Below are 21,072 nucleotides of genomic sequence, written 5' to 3'. Positions count from 1 at the left end.
ATTGTATTTGGGGCCTCCGACACTCGGCTGGGAGGGAGGTCCCACCGGGGTGCTGTTCGCCCTCAGCGTCGGGCGGCCAGCACCCGCAGCAGCACGACGACCCCCACGACGGCGGCCGCCGTCACCACGACGACGAGCCCGGCCGGCAGCAGCGACCGCAGATCGACCTGCTGGACCAGAAGCGCCGCGGCGAGCACCGGCTGCGCGACGACCTGGATCACAAGCCACCGGCGCGCGGGGAGGATGAGCGCGCTCAGCTGCAGAGTGCCGGCTGCGGGAAGCGCGATCGCGAGTCCTCCGAGCACGTGCAGCAGGTGCACGACGGCGACCATGAGGTACGGCCGCGGGTCGGCGGCGATCGCAGGATGCGCCAGCTGCGCGAGCGCGATGACACCCGCGGCGAACCAGGTCCCGCACGAGGCGGGCAGCAGCGCGCCGAGGAGCGCGAGCGCCACGGCGATCGCGGCATACACCGGAGGCGCGATCGCGAACGCCACGCCGGCGACGAGTACCGGCAGGCCGCGCAGCGCCCAGAGGGGCACTGTGCGAGGCGTCCGCACGCGCACGCCGGCACCCGTGCCGCTCTCCACGCTCATCCGCGCCTCCGCTGCCGCGCCATCGTGCGCAGGGCGGCGGCGCGGGCGCCGGCGTCGCCGTCCCAGACGAGGAGGTCCGCGCCCATCCCCCGCACCTCCCGGAGGCGATCGGCCCGCATCCCCAGCACGATGCGGGATGCCGCGATCTGCTCCCGGCGCAGGCGCTCGTCGCGCAGCTGGGGGAGCGTGTCGACGGCCACGACGCGGTGCCCGGCGGCACGCCACAGGCCCACGAGCGACACGGTCTCGTCGTCCAGGAACGTCGACAGCAGCACGACGAGCGCACCGGGCGCCACGAGAGGGGTGCGGTGGCGGGTATAGCGGGTCTGCGGGACGGATGCCGTGATCGCGGCTCTGAGCCGCTGCCGATGCCGTGCTCCCGAGCCGCGGGGCACGGCGCTGCCCAGCCGTGACAGCAGCTGGAACGAGACCTGGTCTCCGGCGTCGAGGTACGCGGACGCGAGCGACCATGCCGCCTGGCGCGCGACATCCATCGACCCGGGCAGCCCGATCCCCCGCTCGCCGCGCGCCCAGTCGCCCAGGCGGCCGGTAACGTCGTCGCCGTCGTCGATGATCAGCGCGACGTCGATGTCAGCCGTGGCGAACGTGCGCCGCACGAAGAGATCACCAGGGCGTCGGGCGAGACGGGCGGTGGCCTTCCAGTCGATGCGCTGCAGTCTGTCGCCGGCAGCGAAGGGATGGATGTCGCGGAACTCGCCGCCGTCGCCGGCGCGGCGCGCGTCGTGGGCACCGGTGAGCCCCGACGGATCGCGCGGGAGGGGCAGGAACGGCAGCCGCACCGCCTGCGGCTCGAGACGTGCCGTCAGGCGGCGGTGCGCCCCGGTCGCGCCGACCCAGAGCCCGTCGGCGCCGACGGGCGACGCATCCGCCACCACGATCTCCTGGTCCCCGGTGTGCGGAGTGCTGACCGTCAGCCGTGCTCTCGCGTGCGGCCCGGCGGCGGCGATCCGCCGCGTGCGGTGCTGCGCCTCGGTCGCCGTGATGACGACGAGCTCGGCTCCGACGGCGTCGGCGCGCAGCGCGACGGGCAGCACCGTCATCCCCTCGTCGCCGGGATGCGCCGCGAGTCGCTCGAGCTCGAGGACCACCGGCTCCGCGGGCTGCTCATCGGGCGAGGGGTGCCGTGCGCCGAGCGCCGCGGCGATCGCCGTGAGCAGCACCGCGCCGGCGACGGCGAGGTCGGCACGCCCGAACGTCAGGGCGGCGCCGAGCAGGACGATCCCGACGCCGAGGGCCGCCGCGAGCGCCGGAGTGAGAGGCCGCATCACGCCCCGACGGCGGTGCGTGCGACGGTCGGCGGTGCGGGCACCCGTGCGATGAGGCCCGCGACGACGGCGGCGGGGTCGGTGCCGGCGGCCCAGGCGGCGGGCGTGAGCGTCAGTCGATGTGCCAGCACCGCGACGGCGCACTGCTTCACATCGTCGGGGGTGACGTAGTCGCGCCCGTCGATCACGGCCAGCGCGCGTCCGACGAGCATGAGCCCCTGAGAACCGCGGGGGGACGCGCCCACCTCGACGGAGCCGTCGCTGCGGGTCGCCGCGGCGAGCTCGACGCAGTACCGCACCACATCGGGATCGACGTGCACGCGCTCCACCCCCGCCTGCATCGCGCGCAGCTGAGCCGGGTCGACCACCTGGGCGACCCGCGCGGTCTCGGTGCGACGAGCGATGCGGTTCGCGAGGATGCGCTCCTCGCCCGCGCGATCGGGGTAGCCGACGCTCAGCCGCACCAGGAACCGGTCGAGCTGCGCCTCGGGGAGCGCGTACGTGCCCTCGTACTCGATGGGATTCGCGGTGGCGATCATGTGGAACGGCCGCGGGAGCGGGTAGCTCGTCCCCTCCACCGTGACCTGCCCCTCGGCCATGGCCTCGAGAAGCGCCGACTGCGTCTTCGGCGCCGTGCGGTTCAGCTCGTCGGCGAGCAGCAGGCCGGTGAACACCGGGCCCGGCCGGAACTCGAACCGGCCCGTGCCCGGGGCGTACACATAGGAGCCCGTGATGTCGGACGGCAGCAGATCGGGGGTGCACTGCAGGCGCCGGAAGTCGAGGCCGGAGGCCTGCGCGATCGAGCGCGCCGCCAGCGTCTTGCCGAGACCGGGCACGTCTTCGAACAGCACGTGACCGCCGGCGAGGATCGCGGCGAGGGCAAGACGCAGCGGCTCCTCCTGCCCGATCACGACGGTGCCGATCTCGGCGAGGATCCGCCGCGCCGCGTCGCCCACGCGGTCGGGCTGATACACCTCCTCGTGGCCGGTCTCGGGAGCGGTCGCGGCGCCGTTCTCGGTTGTCGTCGGCACGGGGCGGTCGGGAGTCGGCACGGGGCGGTCGGGAGTCGTCACGGGGCGGTCGGGAGTCGTCACGGGCGGAGTGTTCCTCTCTGCGGTGCGCCGGTCGGTCGCCGGGATGCGGCGCCGAGCAGGTGCGGGTCGTCGGGATCGAGTGCCTCGAGTCGGTCGAGGCAGTGCTCGACCTCGGCCGGCGTGCGCGCACTCCCCGCGATGAGGAGCGCCGCCGCCGGTTCGCCGAGCAGCTCGCGGACGGCTGCGGCATGGGCCGGATCGTCGATGTCGAGGCCGTGGCGGCGCAGTCGCGACGTCGCGAAGGCGCGCAGGCGCTTGCGTCCGCCGTCGCTGATCTCGCCCTGGCGGGCGCGGAGGGCCCACGCCGTCTGCGTCACGTCGGAGCGGACTCCCGGCCGTGTGTCACGGGTCTGCCGAGCGAAGAGCGGCCGGTCGGCGGTGGCGAAACCGGCCCAGCCGATTCCGGCTGCCGCGCCGAACAGGCACAGAGCGACCGACACCGGCAGGGCGACGCCGAGCACCCACACGATGGCCCCGGCGATCGCGCCCATGACGGCACCGCCGACGATCGGGCCGACAGGCCCGGGCTGCGGGCGGTTCACACCGGCCCCGGTTCCGCTGCCGTGTGCTCGTCGGCGGGCACGTCTCGCCACGACCGCTGCAGCCGTTGCAGACATTCTCGGGCGGTGTGCACCGCGGCCGCGTCGGCAGGACGTCCGCCGAACCGCACGTCCTGGTAGAGCCGCAGGAGCGCTTCCGCCGCGGCGCGATCCGTGTCGAAGCGGCGGATGATGCGCGCGGCGTATTCCGCCGCCGTCTCCGACGCCGCGCGTTCGGCCCCGGCGAGGAGAGCCGCGTCCTCCAGGCCGAGCCACGCCTGCACGACGGCGTCGCTGGGTTCCCGATGCTCGTCGAGGATCTCCAGCGCACGGGCGATGCCGCGCCGCACGGCGGGGGCCGAGACGTCCGTCACTCCCCCGGCGGCAGTCACGTCGGAGCCGGCGGCCAGCACGTCGCGCCGCACATGCCGGCGTCGGTCACGGAACCTTCGCACGAGGTAGACGACGATGGCAGCGACGGCGAGCGCGACCGCGACGATGAACACCACGAGCAGGATGATCCGCAGCGCGTCGCTCGCCACACCGGCCGCCTGCCGCGGCAGCGGGGAGCTCTGCGGCGTCCGCTCCTCCCACGACTTCATCGTCGTGACCGGTCGGGGGTTCCACCGCGGCTCGCCGACGGGGAGTCGGCCTGCCATCACGACGCCGAGCACCACGACGAGGCCCACGGCCGCGACGGCGCCCACCAGCGCCCCGTTGCCGTTCCGGTTCCTCACGGCTTTCACGCTATCGGATGCCTCACGGCGTCAGGCGTGACCGGCCTTCTCCATCGCACGGAGCTCCTTCTTGAGGTCCTGCACCTCGTCGCGCAGCCGCGCCGCCAGCTCGAACTTGAGCTCGGCGGCCGCGGCGAGCATCTGCTGCGACAGGTCGGAGATGGTGTCCTCGAGCTGCTGCGCTCCCTCGGCCGCGAGGCCCTCGCGCCGCAGCTGCGGGGTCGGGCTCTTGCCCTTTCCGCTCTTCGTGCGGGGTGCGTCGCGCTTCGACATCATGGCGGCGGTGTCGGCGCCTTCGCGCGCGAGCACGTCGGTGATGTCGGCGATGCGTTTGCGCAGCGGCTGCGGGTCGATGCCGTGCTCGGTGTTGTAGGCGATCTGCTTCTCACGCCGCCGCTCGGTCTCCTCGATCGCGCTGCGCATCGAGTCGGTCATGTTGTCGGCGTACATGTGCACCTGGCCCGACACGTTGCGCGCCGCGCGCCCGATCGTCTGGATGAGCGACGTGCCGGAGCGCAGGAATCCCTCCTTGTCGGCGTCGAGGATCGCGACGAGCGACACCTCGGGGAGGTCGAGGCCCTCGCGCAGCAGGTTGATGCCGACCAGCACGTCGTAGACGCCGGCGCGCAGCTCCGTGAGGAGCTCGACGCGCCGCAGCGTGTCGACGTCGGAGTGCAGATAGCGCACGCGCACCCCGTGCTCGCCGAGGAAGTCGGTGAGCTCCTCCGCCATCTTCTTCGTGAGGGTCGTGACGAGCACGCGCTCGTCGCGCTCGACGCGCACCCGGATCTCCTCGAGCAGGTCGTCGATCTGCCCCTTCGACGGCTTCACCACGATCTCCGGGTCGACGAGCCCGGTCGGCCGGATGATCTGCTCGACCACGCCGTCGGCGATGCCCATCTCGTAGCGCCCCGGGGTCGCCGAGAGGTAGACGGTCTGTCCGATGCGCTCCTTGAACTCGTCCCACCGCAGCGGACGGTTGTCGAGGGCGGAGGGAAGACGGAACCCGTGCTCGACGAGCGTGCGCTTGCGCGACGCATCCCCTTCGTACATCGCGCCGATCTGCGGCACCGTCACGTGCGACTCGTCGATGACGAGCAGGAAGTCGTCGGGGAAGAAGTCCAGCAGCGTGTGCGGCGGCTCGCCCGGCTCGCGCACGTCGAGGTGCCGCGAGTAGTTCTCGATCCCCGAGCAGAAGCCCAGCTGCTGCAGCATCTCCAGATCGAACGTCGTGCGCATGCGCAGCCGCTGCGCCTCGAGGAGCTTGCCCTGGCGCTCGAGCTCGCCCAGCCGCTCGGCGAGCTCCGCCTCGATCGTGCCGATCGCGCGCTGCACGACATCGGCACCGGCCACATAGTGCGACGCGGGGAAGATCGGCACCGAGTCGAGCTTCTGCACGACATCGCCGGTCAGCGGATGCAGCATGTACAGCGCCTCGATCTCGTCGCCGAACAGCTCGATCCGGATCGCGTACTCCTCGTACACCGGGATGATCTCGATCGTGTCGCCGCGCACGCGGAAGTTGCCCCGCGAGAAGTCGACGTCGTTGCGGTTGTACTGCATCGAGATGAACTGGCGGATCAGCGCGTCGCGGTCGTAGCGCTCCCCCACCTGCAGCGCCACCATGGCGCGGAGGTACTCCTCCGGGGCGCCGAGGCCGTAGATGCACGACACGGTGCTCACCACCACGACGTCGCGCCGGCTCAGCAGCGAGTTTGTCGTGGAGTGGCGGAGCCGCTCGACCTCGGCGTTGATCGACGAGTCCTTCTCGATGAAGGTGTCCGTCTGCGGCACGTACGCCTCGGGCTGGTAGTAGTCGTAGTAGCTGACGAAGTACTCCACGGCGTTGTGCGGCAGCAGGTCGCGGAACTCGTTCGCGAGCTGCGCGGCGAGCGTCTTGTTGTGCGCGAGCACGAGCGTGGGGCGCTGCACCTGCTCGATGAGCCAGGCGGTGGTGGCCGACTTCCCGGTTCCCGTGGCGCCGAGCAACACGACATCCGTCTCGCCGGCGTTGATGCGCGCCGCGAGCTCCTTGATCGCCTGCGGCTGATCGCCGCTCGGCGCGTATTCGCTGACGACCTCGAACGGGCGGACGGAGCGGGTGGTCTGCATCCTCTTAGGCTACGTCGAGCCACCGACACTTCGGCCGGGCTCAGTGCATCGCACGGGCGCCGCCGTCGCCCGCCAGTCGCTGCCACAGCGCGTCGGTCTGCGCCCGTGTGTCGGCGATCGTGCCGGCGGTGTCGATCACGACGTCGGCGATCGCGAGCCGTTCCTCGTCCGTCGCCTGCGACGCGATGCGCGCCCGGGCGTCGGCCTCGCTGAGCCCCCGCAGCTCGACGAGCCGCCGCACGCGCACGTCGGCGGGGGCGTGCGCCACCACGACGAGATCCCATTCCCCCGTGCCGCGTCCCTCCACGAGCAGCGGCACGTCGTACACGATGACGGCGGATGGGTCGGCCGACGCGGCAGCGGTGAAGCGGCGCTGCGACTCGGCGACCACGGCGGGATGCACGATCGCGTTGAGGGCTGCGACGCGATCGGGGTGACCGAAGACGTGCGCCCCGAGCGCGGCGCGGTCGAGCGCGCCGTCGGCGCCGAGCATCTCGGCCCCGAACTCGGCGGCGATGAGCTCCAGCACGGGCGAACCGGGCTGCTGCACCTCGCGCACGATCGCGTCCGCGTCGACGACGACGGCGCCGTGCTCCTTCAGCCGTGCGGCGATGGTCGACTTCCCCGACGCGATTCCGCCGGTCAGAGCGATCAGTGGCATGCCTTCGAGGATGCCACGGCATCCTCAGGATCGGGTCAAGACCGCAAGCCTTGGCGGCGCTTGAGGTACGGCTGAGGGCCGCTTGAGGTCGCCGTTCTACCGTCGTCTTATCGCGGAGGAACACCCCGAAATCCCGGACCGAGACCCTCCGCCCCGACTCGCCTGAGAGGCAGACATGACCGAGATCACCCCCGCCACCCGCGCCGACCGCCGCTCCGCTCGCAAGGGCAAGAAGAAGGGCCTCCCGATCGTCGCCGCCACGCTCGCCCTCGTCGCCGTCGGCGGCATCGGCGCGGCCGCGACGAGCGCCGCCTGGACCGACAACGTCTTCTTCGCCGCACCCGCGCAGGCGGCCACGTTCGACCTTCAGGGCTCCCTGAACGGCACCACGTGGGTGCAGTCGGACAACGCCGACAGCGTGCAGCTCAGCGTGCCCGCCACGGCGTTCGCCAACCTCCTCCCCGGTCAGACGCGCACGGTCACGCTGTATGTGAAGAACACCGGCACGACGAACGCCGCACTCACCGCGACCGCCGCCTGGTCGGGCAGCACCTTCATCACCAACCCGACCCTCGCCGTCGCGCCGACCACGAGCACGCTGACCGCCGCCGGCGGCTCGACCGCCTCGACCACGATCACCCTCACCGTCACCGCCCCCTCCGACTGGAACGCCACCAACCAGGGCAAGTCGGGCACCGTCATCGTCACGATCAGCGGCACCGCGACCGCGTGACCCGCGGATCCGCGACATCCCCCCACTGAGCACTGAAAGCACGGGAAGAAGAGACACCATGGTCGTCCTGCACCGCATCGCACTCGCCGCCCTCTGGACGCTGGCCGCTGTCGGCCTCGCCTGCGGCGTGATCTGGGGTGCCGGCGCCGCGGGGCTCATCAAGCCGCTGGTCGTGATCTCGGGCTCCATGGAGCCGGGCATCATGACGGGCGATCTCGTGGTGGACGTGCCGGTCGACACGAGCACCGTCGCGGTCGGGGATGTCGTGAGCCTGCCGAGCTCGCTCACCCACAACCTCGTCACCCACCGGGTCGAGAAGATCACCGCCGAGGGCGACGGCTACACGATCACCCTGAAGGGCGACAACAACCAGTTCTCCGACGCGCTCGACTACCACGTCGGCGCCCAGGTGTGGACCCCCCGCGTGCAGGTGCCCGGAGCCGGCTTCGTCATCTCCCGGCTCATGTCGCCCGGCGTCATGATCGCGCTGCTCATGGGCGTGCTCGCTCTCATCGCCCTCACCTGGATCACCCCGGCCAGCCGGCCGAAGCGCGGCACAGACCGCGACCTGATCGAGATCACCCCGGCGACCACGCGCCGCCAGCTCCGCCTCCAGGGGGCGACCGCCCTGTGAGCAACGCGACTCCCATCGCCGTCCGCCGACGCAGGTCGCACCGTTCCACCGTCGCCATCGCCGCCATCGCCGCGCTCCTCGGTGTGCTCCTGGGCACCTTCGCCGTCAGCGGCACGAGCGCCGCCTGGACGGATCGGGCCGTGGCGGCCGCCACGGTGCAGGCCGGCACCTGGTCGACGCTCGGCACGTGCACCGCACGGACGGCGACCGGCGCGGCCGTGGGCACGTGCGCGATCACGAAGCTGACGTATGACGGCTGGGGCGTGACGGGCGATCACCGGCGGAACTATTACGTCACATTCCACGTCTCCGCACCTGCGTCGACGTCGTACATCACGGTGCAGGCGGACCTGTCGGCTGCTGCCGTCGGCATCGACAGCAGCTCCGGAACATGGATCTGGTCGAAGGCCTCTACCGTCCCGAGCTGGCAGTTCACGCCTACCTCCGCATGCGCGGCTCTTCCTGGCGTCTCGGGCAGGACAGTCGCGGGATGGGACTGGGCGACCAGCCCGCAGATCTACTTCCAGCTCACCGATTCCCCGCTCGGCCGTCTGTCAGCGAGCTGCGGATGAACGAGATGGAAGCCGCGCCCGGCGCGGCGTTCCGCCACGCGTTCTGGGATATCCTGACCGAAGTCGCTGAGCCGGGCCGAAGGGGGGTGCCCGCTCGGGAGGGAGAGCGTGTGGACCACGAGACCGGTCCGGGTCGCGTCGCCGTCGTGATCGAGGACGAGGACGACATCCGCTCTCTGCTCGCCGACGTTCTCGGTCAGGCCGGCTTCCATGTCCACACCGCCGGTTCCGGCGCGGACGGGGTGCAGCTCGTGCGCGAGGTCGACCCGATCGTGACGACGCTCGACGTCAACATGCCCGGCATCGACGGCTTCGAGACCGCCCGCCGCATCCGTGCGATCAGTCCCACGTACATCGTGATGCTCACCGCGCGCAGTGAGGAAATCGACGCCCTCCAGGGCCTCGACGCCGGCGCCGACGACTACGTCACCAAGCCGTTCCGTCCCCGCGAGCTGCGGGCGCGGATCGAGGCGATGCTGCGACGCTCCCGGATGCCGCTGCCCGGCGCACAGCCTGCCGCGGCCCCGGCAACCGCGCCGACGCCCGGCGAGCCCTCGACGGATCACGGCTCGCCGGACGGCGGAACCGCGTGGCTCGAGCACCACGGGCTGCGGCTGAACGCCGAGATGCGGCTGGCCTCCGTCGACGGAACCCCGCTGAGCCTGACCCGCAGCGAGTTCGACATTCTCGCCGAGCTGATGTCCGCCCAGCGCCGGGTCGTCGGCAAGGGCGAACTCGCCCTGATGCTCCGCGGCCAGCGCTACACCGGCTCGGAGTACCTCAGCGACAGCGACTCCCGCGTGATCGAGGTGCACATGGCGAACCTGCGGCGCAAGCTCGGCGAATCACCGTCTCATCCGCGCTGGATCGAGACCGTCCGCGGCGTCGGCTACCGCCTCACCGCGCGCTGACGTCGCCGTCGGCGACGAGCACCGACGTTCCGACGCTCTCGACGGCGCGTCGGCTCGCCTCCCGTGCGGTCTCGATGAGCGCCGCCGCGTCGGCGGGGTCGATGCCCGCGAGCCCCGCACCCACACCGACGACGGGGATGACGCCACCTGACACTGCACCCAGATCGTCGACGAGTCCGCTGTACACGAGCGACGCCTGTCGCCGCGCGTCGGGTTCGGAGAGGACCCGCACGGCGACCAGCAGCCCGGTCGCATCGTCTTCGCCGACGAGCGCCGAGGACGGTACGTTGCGGACGACGCTCTCGCGCGCGGCGTCGGCCACGGAGCGGGCGGTTTCGGCACCGAACGCCGACGAGATCTGCGGCAGGTCGCTGATGCGCACCGAGAGGACGGCGATCTCCTCCAGGCGCCGCAGCGCGCGCGGGAGGGTCTGGCTGAGGAGGCGGACGAACGATTCGTTCGGCAGGATGCCCTCGCTGCCGAGCAGCGACATCGACGCTGTCAGGAGCGGCCCCCGCTCGGCGGCGCGATCGGCGCGCAGCACGGATGTCACGACAAGGGCGATGATCGTCAGGATGACCGTCAGCACGCTGGTCGCCGCGGTGCCGAACGCGGTCTGGAAGACCGGGCTGTCGAATCCGGCGGCCACCGCGGCGACCGTGCGGCCGACATAGAAGACCGCCTGAAGCCCGAGCACCACGGCGAGAGCGCGCGCGGTGCGATAGCGTCCCATCTCGCCGCGGAGCGCTTCCGCGCAGCCGAGCGCGGCGAACACCGTGAGGCATACGAACATCCAGAGCGCGCCCGACCAGTCGCCGCCCTCCCAGCCGAGCAGGACGCTTCCGGCCGCGCCGAGGACGCCGAGGGCGACGACGAGCGCGGGGATCAGCATCCGTCGGCCGTTGAAGCGCCGGCATCCCAGCCACATGCAGCCGGTGCCGCCGACGAACGTCGCGTTCCCGATGACGACCGACCAGGTGAGGGCCGGGTTCGCCGCCCACACCATGTACGACAGGGTCGTGAGCATCGCGCCGAGGAACGCGAGGGACCAGACGCGGCCCGATCCCTCATCGCGGCGCGCGAACGTCTCGATGATGAAATACACGCCGGCCACGATCACCACGAGGGCGGTGACCATCGAGAGGGTGACCGGGTCGAGTGCGATCATCGCTTGTCCTCCTCGAGGGATGGGGCTTCGTCGCCCGGCCGGTAGACCGCCACCCGCGGCGCCGGGGCCGATGACGCTCGGGTCGCCGGCAGTCGCACCATGAACGTGGACCCGACCTCGGGCGTGCTCCGCACGGTGATGTCCCCTCCGTGGGCGCGGGCCAGTTGTCGGCTGATCGCGAGACCGAGGCCGGTTCCGCTGCGACCGCCGCCGCGCACGTTCGGCGCGCGGAAGTAGTGAGTGAACAGGCCCGACACCTCTTCCTCGGTCATGCCGATCCCGGTGTCGCGCACGATGACCCATGACGAGTCGCCGTCCGTTGTGCAGCCGAGCGTGACGACGCCTCCGGGGTGGTTGTACTTGATGGCGTTCACGATGAGGTTGTCGAGGATCTGCCGCAGCCGGTGCGGGTCGACGTACGCCGGAGCCGGCTCGACGCCGGAGGTGTCGAGCGTCACGGCCGTCTCCGCGGCGCGCGGAGCCAGCGACTCGGCGGAGGCCCGGACGGTGTCGGCGAGATCCGTCTCCTCCGGTGTGATCGTCAGGTCGACCGACCTCCCCGAGTCGCTGGAGGCGGCGAGGATGTCGGCGATGATGCCGAGCAGCCGCTCGGCGTTGCGCTCGGCGATCTCGAGCCCGCGGCGTGCGCCGGCCGGGACGTCCGGATCGTCGATCGCGAGGTCGAGGTACCCCAGGATCGAGGTGAGCGGGGTGCGCAGCTCGTGCGACACCGACGCGACGAGCTGATCGCGGGCGCGGAGCGCGCGGAGCTCGCTCGTCACATCCTGTGAGACGAGGACGGCGCCGGCATCCGCACCATGCGCGTCGCGCAGCCGCCTGACCGAGATCGCGAGGGCGATGCTCTCCGGCCCCGGTTCGCCGAACCACAGCACCTGCGAGTCGAAGGCCTCTCCGCGCAGCGCCCGTTCCAGCGGCATCTGCTCGTCGGACAGCCGCGTGGTGCCGTCCAGCGCGTAGAGGGCGGGCCCGCCATCGCCGTCGGGCCGGTGCATGAGCGTCCGCTGCAGCTGCGCGGGTGCCTCGTTCACCACCGACACCGCGCCATCCTGTGCGATGCGGATGAGCCCGAAGTCGACGGCATCGATGAGCTCCGCGACCTCCTGCTCCTGGCGGCGCGCGTGCTCCAGCGCCTGCGACAGCACCCGCGCCTGCTTGTTGAGCAGCATCCGCTGCGCGGTCGCCCGACGGGCCGTTCCGTAGCTCGTGCCGCTCACCGTCACGATCACCAGCGGGACGAGGAGCGTCGCGTAGCCGGCGGGCAGCGCGTGCTGCTGCGCGATCGTGAACGCGTACGCGGTCACGATCACCGCGGAGCCGCCGACCGCCCCGAGAAGGCCGTAGGTGGAGGAGAGCCAGATCGCGGGGAAGATCCAGAGCAGGCCGATGCCGGATGACGGATCGCCGAGGCGCATCACCGTGATCGCGAGGATGTCGGTGAGCGGGATGATCGTGAGCCACCACGCGTTGATGCCCTTCCACGGCATGACGACGGTGGCGCCGGTGGCGACGAAGATCATGACGATCCCGGCGAAGAAGAGCGGGAGCCGGGAGGCTCCGGGCGTGAACACCACGATCATCGCGATGATCAGCACCGTCAGGCCGAGCAGGAGCTGGTTGAGCACCGCGGCGCGCTGGAAGGTGCGGTCGTGAGCGCTGGAGAGGTCTGCGACGCCCGAAGCCATAGGGCGACGCTACCGTGACGGAATCGCAGAAGAGGCCGGAACCCGCCGGTTCCGGCCTCTTCTCATGAGGTGTGTCTCAGCTCAGCGGCCCGACAGCTTCTCGCGCAGAGCGGCGAGCGCCTCGTCGTCGGCGAGAGTGCCGCCACCGTTCGTCTCGCTGGAGAAGGACGAGGATGCCTCGGCAGCACCGAAACCGGTGGTCTCGGCCTCCTGTGCCTTGGCGACCTGCGCCTTGTGGGCCTCCCAGCGCGCCTGGGCAGCGGCGTACTCCTGCTCCCACTTCTCGCGCTGCTCGTCGAAGCCTTCCTTCCACTGGTTGGTCTCCGGGTCGAATCCCTCGGGGTACTTGTACTCCCCGTTCTCGTCGTACTCGGTGGCCATGCCGTAGAGGGCCGGGTCGAACTCGGTGCCGAACGGGTCGACGGCGTCGTTCGCCTGCTTGAGCGACAGCGAGATGCGCCGACGCTCGAGGTCGATGTCGATGACCTTGACGAAGACCTCTTCGCCCACCGACACGACCTGTTCGGCGAGCTCGACGTGCTTGCCCGACAGCTCGGAGATGTGCACGAGGCCCTCGATGCCGTCCGCGACGCGCACGAACGCGCCGAACGGGACGAGCTTGGTGACCTTGCCCGGTGCGATCTGGCCGATCGCGTGCGTGCGGGCGAAGACCTGCCACGGGTCCTCCTGCGTCGCCTTCAGCGACAGCGAGACGCGCTCGCGGTCGAGGTCGACCTCGAGGATCTCGACGGTGACCTCCTGGCCCACCTCGACGACCTCGGACGCGTGCTCGATGTGCTTCCAGGACAGCTCGGAGACGTGCACGAGGCCGTCCACGCCGCCCAGGTCGACGAACGCACCGAAGTTGACGATCGACGAGACGGTGCCCTTGCGGACCTGGCCCTTGTGCAGGTTGTTGAGGAAGTTGGTGCGCGACTCCGACTGGGTCTGCTCCAGCAGGGCGCGGCGCGAGAGCACGACGTTGTTGCGGTTCTTGTCGAGCTCGAGGATCTTCGCCTCCAGCTCCTGGCCCAGGTACGGGGTCAGGTCGCGCACGCGGCGCAGCTCGATGAGCGATGCGGGAAGGAAGCCGCGCAGCCCGATGTCGACGATCAGACCGCCCTTGACGACCTCGATGACCTGACCGGTCACGACACCGTCGTTCTCCTTGATCTTCTCGACGTCGCCCCAGGCGCGCTCGTACTGGGCGCGCTTCTTGGAGAGGATGAGGCGGCCTTCCTTGTCCTCCTTCTGGAGGACCAGGGCCTCGACCTGGTCGCCGACGCCGACGACCTCGTTCGGGTCGACGTCGTGCTTGATGCTCAGCTCGCGCGAGGGGATGACGCCCTCGGTCTTGTAGCCGACGTCGAGGAGGACCTCGTCGCGGTCGATCTTGACGACGGTGCCTTCGATGAGGTCTCCGTCGTTGAAGAACTTCAGCGTCTTCTCGACCGCGGCCAGGAAGTCCTCGGCAGATCCGATGTCGTTGATCGCGACCTGCTTGGCGGCCGGGGCGGTCGTTGCGGTAGTCATGTAGTGGGTTGTCCTTGTTGGGTTGATATGTCGGGCTCCGGCACGCTGTCCCACGGAAAGCCCCTGCGGGCGCAGGAGGTCACGGCGAAACGCCGGAGCGGAGCGGATTGTGTTGCGGTGCCACAGGCGCGCGAGATGCTCGCCACGCGAATGACACTCCAGAGTATCAGAACGCCGCCGGCGCCCGCGATGTTCCCGGGCGCCGTCTAGCGTGGAGGCATGCCCGAGTCCGCTCCCCCGGTGAAGATCATCACCCCGCGTCGCAAGCTCATCGTCCTCGTCGTCCTGTGTGCGGCCTTCGCGGCGATGGGCGTGGTCATCCTGCTCGTCGCCCCGACGAAGACACTGAACGTCGTCGTCGGCACGGGCGCGATCGCGTTCTTCGGCATCGGCGGCGGCTCCGCATTCATCACGCAGTGGCGGCGCACGGTGGCGCTCACGGCCGACGACGACGGGATCCGGCTGGGCGGCGGCGGGCGCATCCGGTGGAAGGACGTCGACCGGATCGGCTCGACGACGAACGCCCTCGGGATCCGGTTGCGCCGCTATGACGACTTCCTCGCGTCCGCACCGCGCGGAGCGGGATTCTCGGCCGAGAGCCTCCGCGCATCCCGCACCGCGAACTCCGGCTGGGACATCGTCTGGGAGTCGCGCCTGCTCGATCGCACGCCCGGCGAGGCGGCGCGCGATCTGCAGCGCCGGCGACCCGCTCGCTGAGCGAGAGGCGCGACGACAGGCGCGCGAACGGCGGCGTCAGCGCCCGAACGGGGTCAGCGCCCGGCGCGCTCGGCGCACGCGACGCACAGCGCCGCCATGGGGCGCACGCGGAGGCGGCCGACGGGGATCGGGCGCTCACAGGAGACGCAGACGCCGTAGCTGCCGGCATCCCACCGCTGCAGCGCCGCGTCGACCGCATCCCGTTCCTGCTGCTGCTCGGCGCGCAGTCCCTCGACGCGCGACCATTCGGCCGAAAGCGTGACGCCTTCGGGGTCGTGCTCGTCGTCGGCGCTCGCGTCGGCGCGCGCGGCGATGAGGTCCTGGAGGTCGCCGGTGAGCGAGGCGAGGGTCTCGTCGATCGCCGCGCGGCGCTCGCGCAGCAGCGCGCCGAACTCCGCGCGGTGAGCGTCATCCATAGTGGTTGAGCATAGAGCGGGGCAGGGCCCTAGCGTGGAGACATGCGCATGACCGCACCGTTCCGCGCCAGCAGGCGCTCGCCGCTGCTGCAGGTGCTGAAGTCCGCGGTGGCGACGGTGGTGGCGTGGCTGCTCGCGGGGTGGCTCGTGCCCGGTCCGCTGCCGGTGTTCGCGGCGATCGCGGCGCTGCTCGTGGTGCAGCCGAGCCTCAACCAGTCGTTCGCGAAGGCCGTCGAGCGCACCGTCGGGGTGATCGTCGGCGTCGCCGTGGCGGCGGTTCTCGGTCTCGTGCTCGGCAACGGCACGTGGATCATCCTCCTCGCCATCGTGATCGCGCTGCTGCTGGCGTGGGCACTGCGGATGACGGCGGGGACGGCGAATCAGGTGTCGATCAGCGCGATGCTGGTGCTCGCGCTGGGAACCGGGACGCAGGGATACGCCCTCGACCGCATCGTGGAGACGATGATCGGCGCGGTGATCGGGTTCGTCGTGAACATCGCGATCGTTCCGCCGGTGGCTGTCGCTCCCGCGCACAGCAGCGTGGATCGGCTGGGCGGTGAGCTGGCGCGCACGATCGACCGGCTCGCGGGAGCACTGCTGCGTCCGCAGTCGGCGGCAGATCTCACCGAGCTGATCGTGACGGCGCGGCTGCTGCGACCGATGCTCGAGGCGGCGGATGCGTCGATCACCGACGCGACCGAGTCGCTGACGCTCAACCCTCGCGCCGGACGTCACCGCACCGAGCTCGAGGAGTTGCGGAGTCTGGTGGAGAAGTTCTCGCCGATCGTCACGCAGGTGATCGGGATGACGCGGACGTTCTGCGACCGCTACGACGACGCCCTGCAGAAGGAGCCCACCGTCGCGGCGATCGCGGAGCAGCTGCACCGCGCGGCGCATGACGTACGGCTGCTCGTGCATCGTCTCGAGGGTGAGGCAGACATCGTGCCGGAGCAGGAGGATGAGCCGGCGCTGACGCGTCCGCTCTCGATCGCCGCACCAGCGTCCGGGCACTGGGTGCTCGTCGGGTCGCTGCTCGTCGATCTGCACCGCATCCACGACACGCTCGCCGAGGACGCCTGAGCTGTGGATAACTTCCGTGGCGTCGGCCGCGGAATCGCTACGGTGGGCGTGTGTCTCGTCGTCTCGCAGGACTGGCCGTCGCCGCCCTCTGCGCGCTCGCGCTGGTGACCGGCTGCGCCCCGCAGCCCGCGGCGACGCCGACTCCGACACCACGCTTCACGAGTGAAGAGCAGGCGTTCAAGGCCGCGGAAGACACGTACCGCGCGTATGTCGACGCAGTGAATCACGTCGACCTCGGAGACCCAGCCACGTTCGAGGAAGCATATAAGTGGACGACCGGTGACGCGCGGGCCGCTGACAAGAGGAACCTGACGGGCCTGTATGCCGATGGGGCCCGGATGGAGGGCGATTCGGTTGTCACACTCTCCCAACCAGTGAGCGCCTCGGCGGATTTCACAACCGTCACCATCGCCACCTGCGTGGACGTGTCAGCAGTCAAAGTTATCGACGCATCTGGGAAGTCTCTCGTCGATCCGGACCGCGAGAGCGTTCACAGCACGACGGTAACTCTGACGCAAGCGCGCGCATCCAAGACAGGCTTCCTTGTCGCCGGGGTGGTTGGTCGCGAAGGGAAGCCGAAGTGCTGAAGACCGTGCTCGTCTGCCTTCTTGCCGGCACATTTCTTACCGCCCCACTGTCAGCCGCCGGAGGAAACGAGGCGGATCCTCCACAGGGCGGGTTCACAGACGGGCTGATCCATAGCGCGAAAAAGTCGGGCGACGGCAGAACTCTTGATGTGGCCGGCCAGAAGACCACTGGGCCATCCAACGGGACGCAGCACTCTTCCCACCACACACGTGAGGCCTCTCCACGTTCCAACGACGACGCCGTCCACGCTCCATCCACCGACCCGCTGACTGCGGTGGACTGCGAAGACCCTGCGACCCCGTGCCGCCTCAACGGCCCGTCCCCGTCGCCGAGCCCGACCCCGAAGGCGAAGACGAAGACCATCCCGGCGGTGACTCTCACCGACCTGGTCTCCTTCCGCCCCACCCCGCCGACCCTGATCAGCGAACCCGACCACATCGGCATTGCCGGACTCCCCCAGAACCTCATCGCCCACACCACCACCCAAACCCTCCACGGACACCTGTTCGACCTGCCCGTCACCGTCCGATTCACCCCACACCACTACACCTTCACCCCCGGCGACGGCACCACCCACACCCACCACACCGGCGGCACCACCTGGGCCTCCACCGGCAACGCCCAATTCACCCCGACCACCACCAGCCACACCTACACCCACCGCGGCACCTACCCCGCCACCGTCACCGTCTCCTACACCCCCACCGTCACCTTCGACAACACCACCTGGCAAACAGTGCCCGGATACATCACCGCCACCAGCAGCACCCAACGCATCCGCATCCTCGAAGCACACACCGCCCTCGTCGCACACACCTGCACCGAAGACCCCACCGCACCCGGCTGCTGACCCACACCCCACCTCCACACGCCACCCCCACCCCCACCCGCGCTCCCACGCCCCGCACCGCCCCGATGTCACCAGATCAGGCACAGCCACGGAATCAGGCAGATCCCGCCACAACCCGCCTGAATCCACACCATCGCCTGAACTCGTGACGCCCAACGGCGCAATACCGGCCGCTGACCCACCCACGTCGCCGGCCCATGCCAGACTTGGCCCGTGATCGAGCCGACGAACTCCGAGAAGCTGATGCTGCTCGACTCCGCCTCCCTCTACTTCCGGGCGTTCTACGGCGTTCCAGACTCGGTGAAGTCGCCCGACGGCATGCCGGTCAACGCCGTGCGCGGGTTCCTCGACATCATCGCCAAGCTCGTCACGACGTATCGTCCGACCGATCTCGTCGCGTGCTGGGACGACGACTGGCGGCCGGCCTGGCGGGTCGATCTCATCCCGACGTACAAGGCGCACCGTGTGACGAAGTCGGTGCCGGGCGGTCCCGACGTGGAAGAGGTCCCCGACGCGCTCGTCGCGCAGGTCCCGCTCATCCGGGAGACGCTCGACGCCCTCGGCATCCCGATCGTCGGTGCACCCGGCTACGAGGCAGACGATGTCATCGGAACGTTGGCTGCCGCCGCGACAACCCCCGTCGACGTGGTCACCGGCGACCGCGATCTCTTCCAGCTCGTGGACGACGCCCGAGCGGTCCGGGTGATCTACACCGCGCGCGGGATGAGCAACCTCGAGGTCGTCACCGACGAGACCATCCTCGCCCGCTACGCGATCCACGCAGCCCAGTACGCCGACTTCGCCACGCTGCGCGGCGATCCTTCCGACGGGCTTCCCGGCGTCTCCGGGATCGGCGAGAAGTCGGCGGCGACGCTCCTGCAGGCCCACGGAACGCTCACGGCGCTGCGGCAGGCAGCGACCGAAGGCACCGGGATGACGCCGCGTGTCGCGTCGAAGATCCTCGAGGCCGGCGCCTACCTCGATGCGGCGCCCGCCGTGGTGGGGGTCGCCGACGACGTGCCGGTCGCCCTCGCATCGACGACGCTGCCGGCAGCGGATGCCGCGACCCGCGAGCGCTGCGAAGAACTCGCCACGCGCCACGGCCTCGGCACGGCGATGACGCGGCTGCTCGACGCCCTCGCAGCGGCGACCGTCGAGTAGCGCCGTGTACTCCCGCGGGAGTACACGCACTGCCTGCCCGCGGCCGATGCGGCGGACGCCGATGCACGAGTAGCCTTTCGGCATGCCGGAGCAGCCCTGGGACGAGACCGGCGCCCGGTTCCGGCCGCCACCCGGGGTCACGCTCTATGTGCCCGTCGTGGTCTCGTTCCTCATCCAGGTCCCGGCGACCGTCGTGGTCGCGGTCTGGGCGCGGGTCGAACCGCGGTGGATGCTCCTCGGCGTCGTCCTTGCCGCCGCATCCGCACTCGCGCTCCTCGCGGCACGAGCACTCCCCGGTCCCGCCGTTGCGCTCGTCTCAGCCCTCGCCACGGCCGACCTCTTCGTGCCGCCGGACGCCGGACCGCCCTTCGTCGCGCTCGCGTTCGCGATCGTCGGCGCCGTCGTGCGCGGCGCCCCCGCCTGGGCGCTCGCTTCGGTCGGGGCCGCCTGGCTCGTCGCCATCGCCGTGAGCGGCATCCACGGTCACCTCTGGCACCCCTTCCGCATCGCGCTGGTCACGCTGCTGCTCGCCGTGTGCTTCGCCGTGGGCGCCGGCATCCGCACCCGCATCGACCGCGCGACGCGACGCCGGGCCCAGCTCGTCGAGCGGCGGCGCGCCAGCGAGCAGGAGGAGCGCGCCCGCATCGCCCGGGAGCTGCACGATGTGCTCGCGCACTCCCTCAGCCAGATCTCCGTGCAGTCAGGCGTCGGGCTGCACCTGTTCGACCGGGAACCGGAGCGAGCGCGGGAAGCGCTCGCCGCCATCCGGGGCCTCTCGGCGACCGGACTCAACGAGGTCCGCGGCGTGCTCGCACTCCTGCGCGGGGATGACGCGAGCCACGCGGGCGCACCGCTGACGCCGCAGCCTCAGCTCGACGCGATCCCCGCGCTCATCGCTCAGCACAACGGGCACGGACTCAGCGTGACGCTCGACGACCGACTCGGGGGCGTGGCTGCGCCCAGCAGCGCGCAGTCGGCCGCATACCGCATCGTGCAGGAGGCGCTCACCAATGTCGTGCGGCACTCCGGTGCGACGAGCGCTGTCGTCCGGCTCCGCCGTGAGGGCGACGACCTCGTCGCCGTGGTGGAGGACGACGGCATCGGCCTCGCGGATCGTGCGGCCGGCGCGGGGATGCGCGGGATGCGCGAACGAGCGGCGATCCTCGGCGGCACGGTCGAGGTCTCATCCGGCCCGCACGGCGGCACGCGCGTCACCGCCCGACTGCCCTGGGAGGGACCGGCATGATCCGTGTCGCGATCGCCGACGACCATCAGCTGGTGCGGGCCGGCTTCCGCGCCCTGCTCGACTCGGAGCCCGACATCGAGGTCGTCGTCGAGGCGTCGGGCGGCCAGGAGCTGCTGCTGCGCGTGCGGGAGACACCCGCCGACGTCGCACTGCTCGACATCCGCATGCCCGACGGCGACGGACTGTGGACCACTGAGCAGATCGCCGCCGACCCCTCGCTCGCCGGTCTCCGGGTGGTCATCGTCACGACGTTCGAGCTCGACGAGTACGTCGCACGCGCGATCCGCGCCGGCGCGAGCGGATTCCTCGTGAAGGACACCGAACCCGTCGACCTGCTCCGCGCCGTGCGCGTCGTGGCCGCCGGGGATGCCCTGCTCTCCCCCGGCGTCACGCGGCGCCTGCTCGAGCGCGCAGCGAGCGGTCTGCGCGATTGCTCCGACGCGCCCACGCTCTCCGGGCTGACCGAGCGGGAGACCGAGGTCCTCCGGCTCGCGGCGCAGGGCTTGACGAACGACGAAATCGCCCAGCGGCTGTTCCTGTCGCCACTGACGGCGAAGACCCACGTCTCCCGGATCATGCAGAAGCTGCACGCCCGCGACCGTGCGCAGCTCGTGGTCATCGCCTACGAGTCGGGGCTCATCACGCCGGGATGGCAGTAGTCCTGCATCCGGGCGACTACTCCCCGGGGAGCAGCGCACAAGACTCCCGGGGACGGATTCGCGGATGCGCTGACCG

The 21,072-nt window shown here is 70.9% G+C and carries 22 protein-coding genes; 11 read left to right on the top strand and 11 right to left on the bottom strand.

The genetic code is table 11. The annotated features are described in order from the left end of the window. Positions 1–62: 62 nt before the first annotated feature. The 7 genes from AC3RX1_RS07480 to coaE all read right to left on the bottom strand — a co-directional run bounded on the left by AC3RX1_RS07480 (position 63) and on the right by coaE (position 7,025). Positions 63–596, bottom strand: a complete 534-nt coding sequence (locus AC3RX1_RS07480) for a hypothetical protein (protein WP_491500602.1) — start codon at positions 594–596, stop codon at positions 63–65. Continuing rightward, the gene (locus tag AC3RX1_RS07475) at positions 593–1,882 is read right to left on the bottom strand and encodes a DUF58 domain-containing protein (RefSeq protein ID WP_491500601.1); all 1,290 of its coding nucleotides are present in this window, start codon (positions 1,880–1,882) and stop codon (positions 593–595) included. The genes AC3RX1_RS07480 and AC3RX1_RS07475 overlap by 4 nt, the downstream gene beginning before the upstream one ends. Beyond that, entirely contained in the window at positions 1,882–2,856 is a 975-nt protein-coding gene (locus tag AC3RX1_RS07470; RefSeq protein ID WP_491501004.1) for an AAA family ATPase, read from the bottom strand. Before AC3RX1_RS07470 ends, AC3RX1_RS07475 begins: the two co-directional genes overlap by 1 nt. Before the next feature lie 116 nt (positions 2,857–2,972). Further along, positions 2,973–3,518 carry a hypothetical protein gene (locus AC3RX1_RS07465; RefSeq protein ID WP_491500600.1) on the bottom strand — a complete coding sequence of 182 codons (546 nt, stop codon included), beginning with the start codon at positions 3,516–3,518 and terminating at the stop codon, positions 2,973–2,975. Further along, positions 3,515–4,252 (bottom strand): DUF4129 domain-containing protein, encoded by a 738-nt coding sequence (locus tag AC3RX1_RS07460; RefSeq protein ID WP_491500599.1) that lies wholly within the window; start codon positions 4,250–4,252, stop codon positions 3,515–3,517. Before AC3RX1_RS07460 ends, AC3RX1_RS07465 begins: the two co-directional genes overlap by 4 nt. A gap of 30 nt (positions 4,253–4,282) precedes the next feature. Continuing rightward, on the bottom strand, positions 4,283–6,364 hold the full coding sequence (uvrB, locus tag AC3RX1_RS07455) for an excinuclease ABC subunit UvrB (RefSeq protein ID WP_491500598.1): 2,082 nt from the start codon (positions 6,362–6,364) through the stop codon (positions 4,283–4,285). 40 nt (positions 6,365–6,404) lie between these two features. Then, on the bottom strand, positions 6,405–7,025 hold the full coding sequence (gene coaE, locus AC3RX1_RS07450) for a dephospho-CoA kinase (RefSeq protein ID WP_491500597.1): 621 nt from the start codon (positions 7,023–7,025) through the stop codon (positions 6,405–6,407). Between the two features lie 175 nt (positions 7,026–7,200). On the opposite strand from coaE, the gene AC3RX1_RS07445 reads away from it, so the two are divergent. The 4 genes from AC3RX1_RS07445 (at position 7,201) to AC3RX1_RS07430 (ending at position 9,875) form a co-directional block, all read left to right on the top strand. Further along, positions 7,201–7,758, top strand: coding sequence for a hypothetical protein (locus AC3RX1_RS07445; RefSeq protein WP_491500596.1), 558 nt, complete (start codon positions 7,201–7,203; stop codon positions 7,756–7,758). Positions 7,759–7,816: 58 nt separating this feature from the next. After that, positions 7,817–8,392: a signal peptidase I gene (locus tag AC3RX1_RS07440; protein WP_491500595.1), complete on the top strand. Its 576-nt coding sequence runs from the start codon at positions 7,817–7,819 to the stop codon at positions 8,390–8,392. After that, the gene (locus tag AC3RX1_RS07435) at positions 8,389–8,964 is read left to right on the top strand and encodes a S8/S53 family peptidase (protein ID WP_491500594.1); all 576 of its coding nucleotides are present in this window, start codon (positions 8,389–8,391) and stop codon (positions 8,962–8,964) included. The genes AC3RX1_RS07440 and AC3RX1_RS07435 overlap by 4 nt, the downstream gene beginning before the upstream one ends. Before the next feature lie 110 nt (positions 8,965–9,074). Next, on the top strand, positions 9,075–9,875 hold the full coding sequence (locus AC3RX1_RS07430) for a response regulator transcription factor (RefSeq protein ID WP_491500593.1): 801 nt from the start codon (positions 9,075–9,077) through the stop codon (positions 9,873–9,875). Here AC3RX1_RS07430 and AC3RX1_RS07425 read toward each other — a convergent pair. From AC3RX1_RS07425 to rpsA, 3 genes are all read right to left on the bottom strand, one after another. Continuing rightward, a complete protein-coding gene (locus AC3RX1_RS07425; protein WP_491500592.1) occupies positions 9,862–11,043 on the bottom strand; it encodes a hypothetical protein in 1,182 nt (393 codons plus the stop codon). The genes AC3RX1_RS07430 and AC3RX1_RS07425 overlap by 14 nt on opposite strands. Then, complete coding sequence (locus tag AC3RX1_RS07420; RefSeq protein ID WP_491500591.1) at positions 11,040–12,746, bottom strand: sensor histidine kinase; 1,707 nt, start codon at positions 12,744–12,746, stop codon at positions 11,040–11,042. Before AC3RX1_RS07420 ends, AC3RX1_RS07425 begins: the two co-directional genes overlap by 4 nt. A gap of 81 nt (positions 12,747–12,827) precedes the next feature. Further along, a complete protein-coding gene (gene rpsA / locus AC3RX1_RS07415; RefSeq protein ID WP_491500590.1) occupies positions 12,828–14,279 on the bottom strand; it encodes a 30S ribosomal protein S1 in 1,452 nt (483 codons plus the stop codon). A gap of 219 nt (positions 14,280–14,498) precedes the next feature. Between rpsA and AC3RX1_RS07410 the strand changes: the two genes are divergently transcribed. After that, entirely contained in the window at positions 14,499–14,996 is a 498-nt protein-coding gene (locus AC3RX1_RS07410) for an STM3941 family protein (RefSeq protein ID WP_491500589.1), read from the top strand. 53 nt (positions 14,997–15,049) lie between these two features. Here the strand turns inward: AC3RX1_RS07410 and AC3RX1_RS07405 are convergent, their stop codons facing one another. Next, complete coding sequence (locus AC3RX1_RS07405) at positions 15,050–15,412, bottom strand: TraR/DksA family transcriptional regulator (RefSeq protein ID WP_491500588.1); 363 nt, start codon at positions 15,410–15,412, stop codon at positions 15,050–15,052. Between the two features lie 42 nt (positions 15,413–15,454). On the opposite strand from AC3RX1_RS07405, the gene AC3RX1_RS07400 reads away from it, so the two are divergent. The 6 genes from AC3RX1_RS07400 to AC3RX1_RS07375 all read left to right on the top strand — a co-directional run bounded on the left by AC3RX1_RS07400 (position 15,455) and on the right by AC3RX1_RS07375 (position 20,996). Continuing rightward, entirely contained in the window at positions 15,455–16,492 is a 1,038-nt protein-coding gene (locus AC3RX1_RS07400; protein ID WP_491500587.1) for an FUSC family protein, read from the top strand. Positions 16,493–16,542: 50 nt separating this feature from the next. Continuing rightward, on the top strand, positions 16,543–17,079 hold the full coding sequence (locus AC3RX1_RS07395) for a hypothetical protein (protein ID WP_491500586.1): 537 nt from the start codon (positions 16,543–16,545) through the stop codon (positions 17,077–17,079). A gap of 371 nt (positions 17,080–17,450) precedes the next feature. Continuing rightward, entirely contained in the window at positions 17,451–17,930 is a 480-nt protein-coding gene (locus tag AC3RX1_RS07390; RefSeq protein WP_491500585.1) for a hypothetical protein, read from the top strand. A 243-nt stretch (positions 17,931–18,173) separates the two neighbouring features. After that, complete coding sequence (locus AC3RX1_RS07385) at positions 18,174–19,091, top strand: 5'-3' exonuclease (RefSeq protein WP_491501003.1); 918 nt, start codon at positions 18,174–18,176, stop codon at positions 19,089–19,091. Between the two features lie 82 nt (positions 19,092–19,173). Continuing rightward, on the top strand, positions 19,174–20,337 hold the full coding sequence (locus tag AC3RX1_RS07380) for a sensor histidine kinase (protein ID WP_491500584.1): 1,164 nt from the start codon (positions 19,174–19,176) through the stop codon (positions 20,335–20,337). Next, positions 20,334–20,996 carry a response regulator gene (locus AC3RX1_RS07375; RefSeq protein ID WP_491500583.1) on the top strand — a complete coding sequence of 221 codons (663 nt, stop codon included), beginning with the start codon at positions 20,334–20,336 and terminating at the stop codon, positions 20,994–20,996. The genes AC3RX1_RS07380 and AC3RX1_RS07375 overlap by 4 nt, the downstream gene beginning before the upstream one ends. Positions 20,997–21,072: the final 76 nt, after the last annotated feature.

The sequence above is a fragment of the Microbacterium altimontanum genome (assembly GCF_058349865.2).
Note: the sequence above shows the minus strand (reverse complement) of the source record. Positions and strands in the feature narration are given on the sequence as shown.

What these genes read in the sequence shown, in the direction of transcription:
- AC3RX1_RS07475 (WP_491500601.1), bottom strand. Translation starts at nt 1,882, where the DNA reads ATGCGGCCTCTCACTCCGGCGCTCGCGGCGGCCCTCGGCGTCGGGATC.
- uvrB (WP_491500598.1), bottom strand. Translation starts at nt 6,364, where the DNA reads ATGCAGACCACCCGCTCCGTCCGCCCGTTCGAGGTCGTCAGCGAATAC.
- AC3RX1_RS07420 (WP_491500591.1), bottom strand. Translation starts at nt 12,746, where the DNA reads ATGGCTTCGGGCGTCGCAGACCTCTCCAGCGCTCACGACCGCACCTTC.
- AC3RX1_RS07410 (WP_491500589.1), top strand. Translation starts at nt 14,499, where the DNA reads ATGCCCGAGTCCGCTCCCCCGGTGAAGATCATCACCCCGCGTCGCAAG.
- AC3RX1_RS07425 (WP_491500592.1), bottom strand. Translation starts at nt 11,043, where the DNA reads ATGATCGCACTCGACCCGGTCACCCTCTCGATGGTCACCGCCCTCGTG.
- AC3RX1_RS07375 (WP_491500583.1), top strand. Translation starts at nt 20,334, where the DNA reads ATGATCCGTGTCGCGATCGCCGACGACCATCAGCTGGTGCGGGCCGGC.
- AC3RX1_RS07405 (WP_491500588.1), bottom strand. Translation starts at nt 15,412, where the DNA reads ATGGATGACGCTCACCGCGCGGAGTTCGGCGCGCTGCTGCGCGAGCGC.
- AC3RX1_RS07480 (WP_491500602.1), bottom strand. Translation starts at nt 596, where the DNA reads ATGAGCGTGGAGAGCGGCACGGGTGCCGGCGTGCGCGTGCGGACGCCT.
- AC3RX1_RS07445 (WP_491500596.1), top strand. Translation starts at nt 7,201, where the DNA reads ATGACCGAGATCACCCCCGCCACCCGCGCCGACCGCCGCTCCGCTCGC.
- rpsA (WP_491500590.1), bottom strand. Translation starts at nt 14,279, where the DNA reads ATGACTACCGCAACGACCGCCCCGGCCGCCAAGCAGGTCGCGATCAAC.
- AC3RX1_RS07400 (WP_491500587.1), top strand. Translation starts at nt 15,455, where the DNA reads ATGCGCATGACCGCACCGTTCCGCGCCAGCAGGCGCTCGCCGCTGCTG.
- AC3RX1_RS07440 (WP_491500595.1), top strand. Translation starts at nt 7,817, where the DNA reads ATGGTCGTCCTGCACCGCATCGCACTCGCCGCCCTCTGGACGCTGGCC.
- AC3RX1_RS07380 (WP_491500584.1), top strand. Translation starts at nt 19,174, where the DNA reads ATGCCGGAGCAGCCCTGGGACGAGACCGGCGCCCGGTTCCGGCCGCCA.
- coaE (WP_491500597.1), bottom strand. Translation starts at nt 7,025, where the DNA reads ATGCCACTGATCGCTCTGACCGGCGGAATCGCGTCGGGGAAGTCGACC.
- AC3RX1_RS07385 (WP_491501003.1), top strand. Translation starts at nt 18,174, where the DNA reads ATGCTGCTCGACTCCGCCTCCCTCTACTTCCGGGCGTTCTACGGCGTT.